Below are 13,570 nucleotides of genomic sequence, written 5' to 3'. Positions count from 1 at the left end.
GAGATCACGGGGCGGTACGGCCGTACCGCCGACCGCCCCGCATCCCAGCCGACCGCCCGCCGGTCCCTCGTCGATCCCCGCCGACCTGAAGGCCCCATGCCTCCCACGCTCGCCTCGCTCGTCCACCACTCCGCGCTCAAGCTGACCGTGCGGGCCGGCGAGGACCGCCTGGACGTCCCCGTCCGCTGGGCACACGTCAGCGAGCTCGCCGACCCCGTGCCGTACATGGAGGGCGGGGAGCTGCTGCTGATCACCGCGCTCAAGCTGGACGCCGAGGACCCCGAGGCCATGGGCCGCTATGTGAAGCGGCTGGTCGGCGCCGGGGTGGTGGGGCTCGGCTTCGCGGTCGGCGTCAACTACGACGACATCCCCGAGGCGCTCGTCGCGGCCGCCGGGCAGGAGGGCCTGCCGCTGCTCGAAGTGCCCCGGCGCACCCCGTTCCTCGCCATCAGCAAGGCCGTCTCCGCGGCGATCGCCGCCGACCAGTACCGCGCCGTCACCGCCGGATTCGCCGCCCAGCGCGAACTCACCCGGCAGGCGCTGACGGCGGGCCCCGAGGGGCTGCTCGCCGTGCTCGCCGGACAGGTCGACGGCTGGGCCGCGCTCTACGACGCCTCGGGCGCCGTCGTCGCGGCCGCGCCGGAGTGGGCGGGCCGGCGGGCCGCCCGGCTCACCGCCGAGATCGAGCGGCTGCGGGAACGGCCCGCGCCCGCCTCGGCGGTCGTCGGCGGCCCCGAACACGAGGACCGGGTCGAACTGCACTCCCTCGGCACCGGGCGCAGGCCGCGGGCCGCGCTCGCCGTCGGCACCGCGGCCGCCCTCGGCACCGCCGAGCGCTACGCCCTGCACTCCGCGATCGCCCTGCTCACCCTCACCACCGAGCGCTCGCGCTCGCTGCACGCGGCCGAACTGCGCGTCGGCGCGGCCGTGCTCAGGATGCTGCTCGCCGGGGAGCCCGACCACGCGCGCACCGTCGCCGGGGACCTGTACGGGGGGCTGCTGGACGCGCCCTTCCGGATCGTCGTCGCCGAGTCCGCGTCCGCGTCGGCCGCGCGCGCCCACGCCGACGCGCACGCGCGCGGTCCGGCCGAGCCGGCGAGCCGGTCCTCGGCGGCGCTGCTCGCCGCCGCCGACTCCGGCGGCGACCCGCTCGCCGGGCTCGCCGAGACCGTGGAGGCGGCCGCCGCCCGCTCCGGCGAGGCCGTGCTCGTGGTGCCCGACGGGCAGCGGCTCGTGGTGCTCGGCGCGGACGGCGGGGCCGCCGTTGCGGCCTGCGGCCAGTACGCGACGGCCCTGGAGGCGGCCCGCGCCTCGGGTGTGCGCGAGCGGGCCGGCGAGGACGACGAGCTCGTGGTCGGCGTGTCCGCGCCGGTCGGGCCGATCGCCGCGGCCGCCGCGTACAAGCACGCCGAGCAGGCGCTGTCGGTGGCGCGGCGGCGGGGGCGGGTCTACGTGGAGCACGAGCAGCTGGCCGCGGGGTCGGTGCTGCCGTTGCTCGCGGACGACGCGGTGCGGGCGTTCGCGGACGGGCTGCTGCGGCCGCTGTACGCGCACGACGCGACGGGGCGGGGTGACCTCGTCGCCTCGCTGCGGGCGTGGCTGTCGCGGCACGGGCAGTGGGACGCGGCCGCGGCGGACCTCGGGGTGCACCGGCACACGTTGCGGTACCGGATGCGGCGGGTCGAGGAGATCCTCGGCCGCTCCCTCGACGACCCGGACGTCCGCATGGAACTCTGGCTGGCCCTGAAAACAGCGTCCCCGAGCTAGCCCACCCGCCTCGCCCGTTCGCGCAGTTCCCCGCGCCCCTGGGGTGGGTGGGTCTGAGGCCTCTGGGTCTCTGCGGGTGGTGGTGGGCTGGTCGCGCAGTTCCCCGCGCCCCTGAGGGGGCGGCCTGAGCCTCGCCCCGCAAGGGGCGCGGGGAACTGCGCGCTCAGCCACGATGCGCCTGAGGGGTGCAATCCGGGCTGTGCCCGTCAAGGGGCGCGGGGAACTGCGCGCTCAGCCACGATGCGCCTGAGGGGTGCAATCCGGGCTGTGCCCGTCAAGGGGCGCGGGGAACTGCGCGAACGGGCACGACGCGCCCGAGGGTGCAATCCGGGCTGTGTCCGTCAAGGGGCGCGGGGAACTGCGCGGACGGGCACGATGCGCCCGAGCGTGCAGTCCGGGCTGTCCCCACCCCAGGGGCGCGGGGAACTGCGCGGACGGGCGGCGGGTGCCGGCACCCGAAAAGCCGACCCCCACGGAGTGGGCCCCGTGTGCCAAACCGGAGTGGCACGGCACCGCACTGGTACGGCCCGGACAAACCCCCACCCGCCGAAGCCCACCTACCGTGGACCCCGTACACCACGCACCCCAACGACGCGGAAGGGCCGGGACTCGCACATGACTTCCACCACCCACGCCTTCTGGCTCGCCGGCCGCCAGGCCACCGGCGAGGACACCTTCGACGTCACGTCCCCCTGGGACGGACGCCTGGTCGGCAAGGTCGGCGTGCCGACCGACGCCCAGGTCGAGGAGGCCGTGGCCGCCGCCCACGCGGTACGGGACGAGTTCGCCGCCACCCCCGCCCACGTGCGCGCCGCCGCCCTGGACCACGTCAGCAAGCGCCTGACCGAGCGCACCGAGGAGATCGCCCAGCTGATCTCCGCCGAGAACGGCAAGCCGATCAAGTGGGCCCGCGGCGAGGTCGGCCGTGCCGTCTCGGTGTTCCGGTTCGCCGCCGAGGAGGCCCGCCGCTTCAACGGCGGCGAGGCCCAGCGCCTGGACACCGACGCCGGCGGCCAGGGCCGCCTCGCGCTCACCCGCCGCTTCCCGAAGGGCGTCGTGCTCGGCATCGCGCCGTTCAACTTCCCGCTCAACCTGTGCGCCCACAAGATCGCCCCGGCGATCGCGGCCGGCGCCCCGATCATCCTCAAGCCGGCGCCCGCCACCCCGCTCTCCGGCCTGATCCTCGGCGAGCTGCTGGCCGAGACCGAGCTGCCGGCCGGCTCCTGGAACATCCTGCCGGTCGCCAACGACAAGATGCCCGCCCTCGTCCAGGACGAGCGCCTCCCGGTCATCTCCTTCACCGGCTCCGAGACGGTCGGCTACGCGATCATGGACTCGGTGCCGCGCAAGCACGTCACCCTGGAGCTCGGCGGCAACGGCGCGGCCGTCGTCCTCGCCGACTTCGCGAGCGACGCCGACCTCGACTGGGCCGCGACCCGCATCGCGACCTTCTCCAACTACCAGGGCGGCCAGTCCTGCATCTCGGTGCAGCGCGTGATCGCGGACGCGTCGGTGTACGACCGGCTGCTGCCGCGCATCGTCGCCGCCGTCGAGGCGCAGGTCACCGGCGACCCCTCGGACGCGACCACCGACGTCGGCCCGCTGGTCAGCGAGGCCGCCGCGCAGCGCGTCGAGTCCTGGGTCCAGGAGGCCGTGGACGCGGGTGCCAACCTGCTCACCGGCGGCAAGCGGGACGGCGCCTCCTACGCGCCGACCGTCCTCACGGACGTCCCGGCCGGCGCCACCCTCGCCTGCGAGGAGGTCTTCGGACCGGTTCTCACCGTGCAGAAGGTGGACAGCGAGGCCGCCGCGTTCGCCGCGGTCAACGAGTCCAAGTACGGCCTCCAGGCGGGCGTGTTCACCCACGACCTCCAGGTCGCCTTCCGCGCCCACCGGGCGCTGGAGGTCGGCGGCGTGGTCGTCGGCGACGTGCCGTCCTACCGCGCCGACCAGATGCCCTACGGCGGCGCCAAGAAGTCCGGTGTCGGCCGCGAGGGCGTGAAGTTCGCGATGGACGACTACACCTACGAGCGCGTGCTGGTCCTCACGGGTCTCGCGCTCTGATCCCGGAGCGGTCCGGCCTGACCCGGAACCGCTCCACCACGGCCGACGGCCGGAGCCCGCTGTGCGGGGGCTCCGGCCGTCGGCCGTTCTCCGGACCCGTCCTACTCGGCGACCGGCAGCCGCGCCCCGTCCCGCAGGAACAGCGGGATGCGGTCCAGCGGCGCGTCGACCGTGACGGCCGTACCGCCCTCGTACGACTCTCCCGTCCACGCGTCCGTCCACCAGGCGCCCGCCGGCAGGTACGCCGTGCGGGCCGTGGCGCCCGCCGTCAGCACCGGCGCCACCAGCAGGTCCCGGCCCAGCAGATAGGCGTCGTCCACCGTCCAGGCCGCCTGGTCGTCGGGGAACTCCAGGAACAGCGGCCGCATCACCGGCAGCCCCTCCTCGTGCGCCTGCCGCATCACCTTCAGGAGGTACGGCCGCAGACGTTCGCGCAGCCGCAGGTAACGCTCCAGGATCGCGCCCGCCTCGGCGCCGTAGGACCACACCTCGTTGGGGCCGCCGGTCATGTCCGGGCCCAACGGCATCCCCGGCGCGCGGAAGCCGTGCAGCCGCATCAGCGGGGAGAGCGCGCCGAACTGGAACCAGCGGACCAGGACTTCGCGGTACGCCGGGTCGTCCGGGTCGCCGCCGTGGAAGCCGCCGATGTCCGTGTTCCACCAGGGGATGCCGGACAGGCCGGTGTTGAGGCCGGCGGCGATCTGCCGGCGCAGGGTCGCGAAGTCGGTGCCGATGTCGCCCGACCACAGCGCGGCGCCGTAGCGCTGACTGCCCGCCCACGCCGACCGGTTGAGGGTGATCACCCCGTCCTCGCCGGTCTCGCGCAGCCCGTCGTAAAAGGTGCGGGAGTTCTCCCGCGGGTACAGGTTGCCGACCTCCGGGCCGGGGCCCGCCCAGTAGCGCAGGTTCTCCTGGAAGCCCGGCTTGATCTCGGGCTCGCACGCGTCCAGCCAGAACGCCCGGATGCCGTACGGCGTCAGGTAGTTGTCCCGCACCCTCGACCACACGAAGTCCCGCGCCCCGGGGTGGGTGGCGTCGTAGAACGCCACCTGCACGGTCGAGTCGACGCCCTTGTCCGGCCAGTCGGCGTGCGCGAGCGGGCCGTACTCGGTGCCGATGAAGTGACCGCGCTGCTCCATCGGCCCGTGGTTCTCGGACAGCGGGGACACCGACGGCCAGACGGAGACGACCAGTTCGATGCCGAGGTCCCGCAACTCCTCGACCATCGCCGCCGGGTCGGGCCACTCGGCCGGGTCGAACCGCCACTCGCCCAGCTGCGTCCAGTGGAAGAAGTCGCAGACGATCGCGCTGATCGGCAGCTCGCGCCGCTTGTACTCCCGTGCCACGGCGAGGAGTTCGTCCTGGGTGCGGTAGCGCAGCTTGCACTGCCAGAAGCCCGCCGCCCACTCCGGCAGCATGGGCGTACGGCCGGTCGCCGCGCTGTAGCGGCGCTGACCGTCGGCGGGGGTGCCCGCGGTGATCCAGTAGTCGATCTGGCGCGCCGCGTCCGCCACCCAGCGGGTGCCGTTGCCCGCGAGCTCGACCCGGCCGATCGCCGGGTTGTTCCACAGCAGGGTGTAGCCGCGGCTGGAGGTCAGCACCGGCACCGCGACCTCGGTGTTGCGCTGCACGAGGTCGACGACCAGGCCCTTCTGGTCGAGGTGCCCGTGCTGGTGCTGGCCGAGGCCGTACAGCCGCTCGCCGTCGTAGGCCGCGAAACGCTGTTCCAGGCGGTGCGAGCCGCCCCCGGCGGGGGTGTAGAGGCGCGCGCCCGGCCACCAGAAGTGGGCCCGCTGCTCGGCGAGCAGTTCGGCGCCGTCCTCGGTGCGCAGAAAGCGGATCATGCCCTCGGGGCTGATCTCCGCGGTGAGCGCGCCGACGGTGATCCTGGCCCCGGCGTCGGTCACCTCGACGCCGGTCGTCCCGGTGGCGGGTGGCGCTGTGGGCGCCTCGGGGGAGGCCGGGGCGGGGGGCGCCCCCGCCGAGTCCCCGGCGGCGGGCGGCCCCGCGGAGTCCGCGGCGGCCGGGGCGTCGTCGAGCAGTGCGCCCGGCAGGCCGTCGAGGACCGGGCCGCCGAGCCGGGCGCGCACCCGGACCGCGTCCGGGCCCCACGGCTCGATCCGTACGGTCTCCTGACGGCCGCTCCACTCCAGCAGCCCGTCCCGCTCGCGGAACGAGCCGACGGTGGGGGAGGACTGTGCGAGGCTCACCGCACCCGACGGGGGCCGTGCTTGCGCGGACTGGTTCACGAGGCGTGCTCCTGGGGGAGTGCGGACCGGGGGTGCGCGCGGGGTCGTACGACGGGCAGGGCCGGACGACGGGCTGGGCGGACGGATCAGGAAGCGGCGGGTGCCGGGCCCGTGCTCGCCCGTACCGTCAGCTCGGGTGCGATCAGCACGACCTCGTCGCCTCCCCGGCCGTCCAGCTTGGCGACCAGGCGGGCCACCGCGTGCCGGCCCATCTCCTGCGCCGGGATGGCCACCGACGTCAGCCGCACCGAGGCCTGGACGGCGACCTGGTCCGGGCAGACGGCGACCACCGACACGTCCTCGGGCACCGCGCGGCCGCGCTGGCGCAGCAGCGCGAGCAGCGGCTCGATCGCGGACTCGTTCTGCACGACGAAGCCGGTGGTGCCGGGGCGCTCGTCGAAGATCCGGGCCAGCGTGAGCGCCATCGCGTCGTACCCGCCCTCGCACGCCCGGTGCACCAGCCGGATGCCCAACTCCCGTGCCCGGGAGCGCAGTCCGTCGAGGGTGCGCTCGGCGAACCCGGTGTGCCGCTCGTAGACCGCGGGGGCCTCGCCGATGACCGCGAGGTCCCGGTGGCCGAGCATCGCCAGATGCTCCACGCACAGCGCCCCGGTCGCCCGGAAGTCCAGGTCGACGCAGGTCAGCCCAAGGGTGTCGGCGGGCAGCCCGATGAGCACGGACGGCTGGTCGGTCGCCCGCAGCAGCGGCAGCCGCTCGTCGTCCAGCTCCACGTCCATCACGATCATCGCGTCGGCGAGCCCGCTGCCGGTGACCCGGCGGACCGCGTCCGGCCCCTCCTCGCCGGTGAGCAGCAGCACGTCGTACCCGTGCGCGCGGGCGGCGGTGGTGACCGCTATGGCGATCTCCATCATCACGGGCACGTACATGTCTGTACGCAGCGGGATCATCAGCGCGATGATGTTGGACCGGTTGCTGGCCAGGGCCCGCGCGCCGGCGTTGGGGTGGTAGCCGAGCAGCTGGATGCTCCGCTCGACCCGCTGCCGGGTGGTGGCGGAGATGGACCGCTTGCCGCTGAGGACATAGCTCACCGTGCTGGCCGATACGCCGGCGTGCTGAGCGACCTCGGCGAGAGTGACCATCCAGCTCTCCAACTTTTGTGAAGCGCTTCGACGCCGCGCTCAGTGGACCGGGACGAGTGACGGTGGGATGACAGTAGCTTTCGGCGTGGCCCGGTGTCCATACATGTCGAAGCGCTTCGACAGCCAACTCCGGCTCCGTGCAAGGCCGCCCGTACTCGGCCGTTTGCGCCGAACGGCCGCGCGAGGACTGGTGGGGTCCGCCCGTTTCGGGTACCAACGATCCAGTAGCACTGGTCGGTAACGAATGGTCCTCTCGACACCCCTATCAGCGGCGAGGTGAGCCTCATGTCCGCCCCCTCCACGAAACCCACCGTCTCCGAACGTGAGGCACGTCAGGTGGCGGAGGCCGCCCGCGAACAGGACTGGCGCAAGCCCAGCTTCGCCAAGGAACTGTTCCTCGGGCGCTTCCGGCTCGACCTCATCCACCCGCATCCGCTGCCCTCGGACGAGGCGGTCCAGCGCGGCGAGGAGTTCCTCGCCAAGCTGCGCGACTTCTGCGAGACCAAGGTCGACCCCGGGCAGATCGAACGCGACGCGCGCATCCCCGACGACGTGGTCGACGGGCTGAAGGAGATCGGCGCCTTCGGCATGAAGATCGAGACCAAGTACGGCGGTCTCGGTCTCACCCAGGTGTACTACAACAAGGCGCTCGCGCTGGTCGGTTCGCTCAGCCCCGCGATCGGCGTGCTGCTCTCCGCGCACCAGTCGATCGGCGTGCCGCAGCCGCTGAAGCTCTTCGGCACCCAGGAGCAGAAGGACGCCTTCCTGCCGCGCTGCGCCCGCACCGACATCAGCGCGTTCCTGCTCACCGAGCCCGACGTGGGCTCCGACCCGGCCCGGCTCGCGACCTCCGCCGTACCGGACGGGGACGACTACGTCCTCGACGGGGTGAAGCTGTGGACCACCAACGGGGTCGTCGCCGACCTGCTGGTCGTGATGGCGCGGGTGCCGAGGAGCGAGGGCCACAAGGGCGGCATCACCGCCTTCGTCGTGGAGACCAACTCGCCCGGCATCACGGTCGAGAACCGCAACGCCTTCATGGGCCTGCGCGGCATCGAGAACGGCGTCACCCGCTTCCACCAGGTCCGCGTTCCCGCCGCGAACCGCATCGGCCCCGAGGGCGCCGGCCTGAAGATCGCCCTCACCACGCTGAACACCGGGCGGCTGTCCCTGCCCGCGTCCTGCGTCGCGGCCGGCAAGTGGTGCCTGAAGGTCGCCCGCGAGTGGTCGGCGGCGCGCGAGCAGTGGGGCAAGCCCGTGGCCCAGCACGAGGCGGTGGGCTCGAAGATCTCCTTCATCGCGGCCACCACCTTCGCGCTGGAGGCCGTCACCGACCTCGCGTCGCAGATGGCCGACGAGGACCGCAACGACATCCGCATCGAGGGCGCGCTGGCCAAGCTCTACGCCTCCGAGATGGCCTGGCTGATGGCCGACGAGCTGGTCCAGATCCGCGGCGGCCGGGGCTTCGAGACGGCCGACTCGCTGCGGGCGCGCGGCGAACGCGCGGTCCCCGCCGAGCAGATGCTGCGCGACCTGCGCATCAACCGCATCTTCGAGGGCTCGACCGAGATCATGCATCTGCTGATCGCGCGGGAGGCGGTGGACGCCCACCTCACGGTCGCGGGCGACCTCATCGACCCCGACAAGTCCCTCTCGGACAAGGCGAAGGCGGGCGCGGGAGCGGGCGTCTTCTACGCCAAGTGGCTGCCCCGGCTGGTCGCCGGACAGGGCCAGGTGCCGCTCTCCTACGGCGAGTTCCGCCGCGACGTGGACCTCTCCGGGCATCTGCGCTACGTCGAGCGGCACGCCCGCAAGCTGGCCCGCTCGACGTTCTACGGCATGTCCCGCTGGCAGGGCCGGATGGAGACCAAGCAGGGCTTCCTCGGCCGGGTCGTCGACATCGGCGCGGAGCTGTTCGCGATGAGCGCGGCCTGCGTCCGGGCGGAGCTGCTGCGGAGCAACGGCGACCACGGCCGCGAGGCGTACCAGCTCGCCGACGCGTTCTGCCGGCAGTCCCGGCTGCGCGTGGAGGAACTGTTCGGCCGCCTGTGGAGCAACACCGACGACCTGGACCGCACGGTCGTGAAGGGTGTCATGTCCGGCACCTACGAGTGGCTGGAGGCCGGCATCGTCACCCTTCCGGACGACGCGCCCTGGATCGCGGAGACGGCCCCCGGCGCGTCCACCGCGGAGAACCTCCACCGGACGATCGGCTGAGGGTTCCGCTGCGCGGGGCCCGGGATCGTACGCGCGGGTGCGTCGTGGCTGATCGCGCAGTTCCCCGCGCCCCCTGGTGGGCTGCGGGCAGCGCCGCTGAAAGGGGCGCGGGGAACTGCGCGACAAGCCACGACGGTGCCACGCGGGGGACGTGCTGTCCTCGAAGGATTCGGTTGCGGCAAGAATGGAGGGATGAGCGACAGTCCAGCCCCCCTCGCCGATCCGCATCTCGTCTACGACCCGCTCGCGGGCGGCGGTCCCAAGGACGTGGTGATCCTCGGCTCCACCGGGTCCATCGGCACCCAGGCCATCGATCTCGTGCTGCGCAACCCCGACCGCTTCCGGGTCACGGCGCTCTCCGCCAACGGCGGCCGGGTCGCGCTCCTCGCCGAGCAGGCGCACCGGCTGCGGGTGCGGACCGTCGCGGTGGCCCGCGAGGACGCCGTACCGGAGCTGCGCGAGGCGCTCGCGGCGCGGTACGGCGCGGGCGAGCCGCTCCCCGAGATCCTCGCCGGGCCCGGTGCCGCCACCGAGGTGGCCGCCTCGGACTGCCACACCGTGCTCAACGGCATCACCGGCTCCATCGGCCTCGCGCCCACCCTGGCCGCCCTGGAGGCGGGCCGCACCCTCGCCCTCGCCAACAAGGAGTCGCTCATCGTGGGCGGCCCGCTGGTCAAGGCGCGGGCCAAGCCCGGCCAGATCATCCCGGTCGACTCCGAGCACGCCGCGCTCTTCCAGGCGCTGGCCGCCGGCACCCGCGCCGATGTGCGCAAGCTCGTCGTCACGGCCTCCGGCGGACCCTTCCGCGGCCGTACGAAGGCGGAGCTGGCGGACGTCACCGTCGAGGACGCCCTCGCCCACCCGACCTGGGCCATGGGGCCGGTCATCACGATCAACTCCGCGACCCTCGTCAACAAGGGCCTGGAGGTGATCGAGGCGCACCTGCTGTACGACATTCCCTTCAGCCGCATTGAGGTGGTCGTGCACCCGCAGTCGTATGTCCACTCGATGGTTGAGTTCACGGACGGATCCACGCTCGCCCAGGCGACGCCCCCCGACATGCGCGGGCCGATCGCCATCGGTCTCGGCTGGCCCGAACGGGTACCGGACGCGGCGCCCGCCTTCGACTGGAGCACGGCCTCGACCTGGGAGTTCTTCCCGCTCGACAACGAAGCCTTCCCCTCCGTGAACCTCGCCCGGCACGTGGGCGAGCTCGCGGGCACCGCCCCGGCGGTGTTCAATGCGGCGAACGAGGAATGCGTGGAGGCGTTCCGCGCGGGCGCGCTGCCGTTCAACGGAATCATGGAGACGGTGACACGAGTGGTCGAGGAACACGGCACACCCGCCGCGGGAACTTCACTCACCGTGTCGGACGTCCTTGAGGCGGAGACCTGGGCGCGCGCCCGTGCCCGGGAACTGACAGCGCAGACGACTACGGCCAGCGCGGAGGCGCGTGCATGACCACACTGATGTTCATCCTCGGCATAGGCGTCTTCGCGATCGGCCTGCTGGTCTCGATCGCCTGGCACGAGCTGGGCCACCTCTCGACCGCCAAGCTCTTCGGCATCCGCGTGCCGCAGTACATGGTCGGCTTCGGCCCGACCATCTGGTCGCGGAAGAAGGGCGAGACGGAGTACGGGTTCAAGGCCATCCCCTTCGGCGGCTACATCCGCATGATCGGCATGTTCCCGCCGGGCGACGACGGCCGGATCACCGCGCGTTCCACCTCGCCCTGGCGCGGCATGATCGAGGACGCCAGGTCGGCCGCGTTCGAGGAGCTCAAGCCCGGCGACGAGACCCGCCTCTTCTACACGCGGGCCCCGTGGAAGCGGGTCATCGTGATGTTCGCCGGCCCCTTCATGAACCTGATCATGGCGGTGGTGCTGTTCCTCATCGTCCTCATGGGCTTCGGCATCACCCAGCAGACCACCTCGGTCAGCTCGGTCTCGAAGTGCGTGATCTCGCAGAGCGAGAACCGCGACACCTGCAAGTCCACCGACCCGGCCTCCCCGGCCGCGGCCGCGGGCCTGAAGGCCGGCGACAAGATCGTCTCCTTCGACGGGGTGAAGACGGACGACTGGGACAAGCTCTCCGACCTCATCCGCGCCGTCCCCGGCAAGCAGGTGCCGATCGTCGTCGAGCGCGACGGCAGGCAGCTCACCCTGCACGCCAAGATCGCCAGCAACCAGGTCGCCCAGAAGGACTCCAGCGGCCAGATCGTCGACGGCAAGTACGTCACCGCCGGCTTCCTCGGCTTCAGCGCCGCCACCGGGGTCGTGCACCAGGACTTCGGCGACTCCGTGACCTGGATGACCGACCGGGTCGGCGAGGCCGTCGACTCGATCGCGAGCCTGCCCGCGAAGATCCCCGCCCTGTGGGACTCCGCCTTCCACGACGCGCCGCGGCAGGCCGACTCGCCCATGGGCGTCGTCGGCGCGGCCCGCGTGGGCGGCGAGATCTTCACGCTGGACGTCCCGGCCAGCCAGCAGCTCGCGATGTTCGTGATGCTGGTCGCGGGCTTCAACCTCTCGCTGTTCCTGTTCAACATGCTCCCGCTGCTGCCGCTCGACGGCGGCCACATCGCGGGCGCCCTGTGGGAGTCGCTGCGCCGCCACACCGCGCGCGTGCTGCGCCGCCCGGACCCCGGCCCGTTCGACGTGGCGAAGCTGATGCCGGTGGCGTACGTCGTGGCGAGCGTCTTCGTCTGCTTCACCGTCCTGGTGCTCATCGCGGACGTGGTCAACCCCGTGAAAATCTCCTAGCCACGCACCGTTCACGGCGGCCCGGGACACTGTGTTCCGGGCCGCCTCCCATTGGGTGGGTTTACCGGCGCGGTGTGCCCGGTCCGGGGGCGGTGACGTAATCTCGAAGCCTGGAGCCCGCCGATCCGGGACCGGACCTTGATCCACGACTTGGGGTTGCACAGCAGATGACTGCGATTTCTCTCGGCATGCCGTCCGTTCCGACCAAGATCGCCGAGCGGCGCAAGAGCCGGCAGATCCAGGTGGGGTCCGTGGCCGTCGGCGGCGACGCACCGGTGTCCGTGCAGTCCATGACGACGACGCGTACGTCCGACATCGGCGCGACCCTCCAGCAGATCGCCGAGCTGACCGCGTCCGGCTGCCAGATCGTCCGCGTGGCCTGCCCCACGCAGGACGACGCGGACGCGCTGGCGACGATCGCCCGCAAGTCGCAGATCCCGGTGATCGCGGACATCCACTTCCAGCCGAAGTACGTCTTCGCGGCGATCGAGGCCGGGTGCGCGGCGGTGCGCGTGAACCCGGGCAACATCAAGCAGTTCGACGACAAGGTGCGCGAGATCGCGCGGGCCGCGAAGGACCACGGCACCCCGATCCGGATCGGCGTGAACGCGGGCTCGCTGGACGCGCGGCTGCTGCGGAAGTACGGCAAGGCCACCCCGGAGGCGCTCGTCGAGTCGGCGCTGTGGGAGGCGTCGCTCTTCGAGGAGCACGACTTCCGCGACATCAAGATCTCCGTGAAGCACAACGACCCGGTCGTGATGATCGAGGCGTACAAGCAGCTCGCCGCGCAGTGCGACTACCCGCTGCACCTCGGTGTGACCGAGGCGGGTCCGGCCTTCCAGGGCACGATCAAGTCGGCCGTCGCGTTCGGTGCGCTGCTCTCGCAGGGCATCGGCGACACCATCCGTGTCTCGCTGTCGGCGCCGCCCGCGGAGGAGGTCAAGGTCGGCATCCAGATCCTGGAGTCCCTGAACCTCAAGCAGCGCGGCCTGGAGATCGTCTCCTGCCCGTCCTGCGGGCGCGCGCAGGTCGACGTCTACAAGCTGGCCGAGGAGGTCACGGCGGGGCTGACCGGCATGGAGGTGCCGCTGCGGGTCGCCGTCATGGGCTGCGTCGTCAACGGGCCCGGCGAGGCCCGCGAGGCCGACCTCGGCGTCGCCTCCGGCAACGGCAAGGGCCAGATCTTCGTGAAGGGCGAGGTCATCAAGACCGTCCCCGAGTCCAAGATCGTGGAGACCCTCATCGAGGAGGCCATGAAGCTGGCCGAGCAGATGGAGGCGGCGGGCGCGGAGTCGGGCGAGCCGACGATCTCTGTGGCGGGCTGACGTCCCACCGGGCCGCGGTCGCCCCGGGCGCGGGGAGTGTTCGCCGGCCGCGGGCCGTTCGCGCAGTTCCCCGCGCCCCTTCAGGG

At 72.6% G+C, this 13,570-nt stretch carries 8 protein-coding genes; 6 read left to right on the top strand and 2 right to left on the bottom strand.

All coding sequences use genetic code 11. The features are described 5' to 3' along the window. The first annotated feature begins 96 nt into the window (after positions 1-96). On the top strand, positions 97-1,767 hold the full coding sequence (locus tag WN71_RS34680; RefSeq protein ID WP_046582380.1) for a PucR family transcriptional regulator: 1,671 nt from the start codon (positions 97-99) through the stop codon (positions 1,765-1,767). Between the two features lie 615 nt (positions 1,768-2,382). Next, positions 2,383-3,831: an aldehyde dehydrogenase family protein gene (locus WN71_RS34675; RefSeq protein ID WP_046582382.1), complete on the top strand. Its 1,449-nt coding sequence runs from the start codon at positions 2,383-2,385 to the stop codon at positions 3,829-3,831. A 101-nt stretch (positions 3,832-3,932) separates the two neighbouring features. On the opposite strand, the gene WN71_RS34670 is transcribed toward WN71_RS34675, so the two are convergent. Continuing rightward, entirely contained in the window at positions 3,933-6,080 is a 2,148-nt protein-coding gene (locus tag WN71_RS34670) for a glycoside hydrolase family 31 protein (protein ID WP_046582383.1), read from the bottom strand. Positions 6,081-6,166: 86 nt separating this feature from the next. Further along, positions 6,167-7,180 (bottom strand): LacI family DNA-binding transcriptional regulator, encoded by a 1,014-nt coding sequence (locus WN71_RS34665; RefSeq protein WP_046582385.1) that lies wholly within the window; start codon positions 7,178-7,180, stop codon positions 6,167-6,169. Between the two features lie 285 nt (positions 7,181-7,465). On the opposite strand from WN71_RS34665, the gene WN71_RS34660 reads away from it, so the two are divergent. From WN71_RS34660 to ispG, 4 genes are all read left to right on the top strand, one after another. Next, positions 7,466-9,397 carry an acyl-CoA dehydrogenase family protein gene (locus WN71_RS34660; protein ID WP_046582386.1) on the top strand — a complete coding sequence of 644 codons (1,932 nt, stop codon included), beginning with the start codon at positions 7,466-7,468 and terminating at the stop codon, positions 9,395-9,397. A 192-nt stretch (positions 9,398-9,589) separates the two neighbouring features. Next, entirely contained in the window at positions 9,590-10,858 is a 1,269-nt protein-coding gene (gene dxr, locus WN71_RS34655) for a 1-deoxy-D-xylulose-5-phosphate reductoisomerase (RefSeq protein WP_046582388.1), read from the top strand. A gap of 8 nt (positions 10,859-10,866) precedes the next feature. Then, positions 10,867-12,159: a M50 family metallopeptidase gene (locus tag WN71_RS34650; RefSeq protein ID WP_107469852.1), complete on the top strand. Its 1,293-nt coding sequence runs from the start codon at positions 10,867-10,869 to the stop codon at positions 12,157-12,159. Between the two features lie 167 nt (positions 12,160-12,326). Further along, the gene (ispG, locus tag WN71_RS34645; protein ID WP_046582393.1) at positions 12,327-13,484 is read left to right on the top strand and encodes a flavodoxin-dependent (E)-4-hydroxy-3-methylbut-2-enyl-diphosphate synthase; all 1,158 of its coding nucleotides are present in this window, start codon (positions 12,327-12,329) and stop codon (positions 13,482-13,484) included. Positions 13,485-13,570 lie beyond the last annotated feature (86 nt).

The organism is Streptomyces mangrovisoli (assembly GCF_000974985.2).
Taxonomy (GTDB): domain Bacteria; phylum Actinomycetota; class Actinomycetes; order Streptomycetales; family Streptomycetaceae; genus Streptomyces; species Streptomyces mangrovisoli.
The sequence above is the reverse complement of the archived record's forward strand: the minus strand, read 5'-3'. Positions and strand labels throughout refer to the sequence as shown.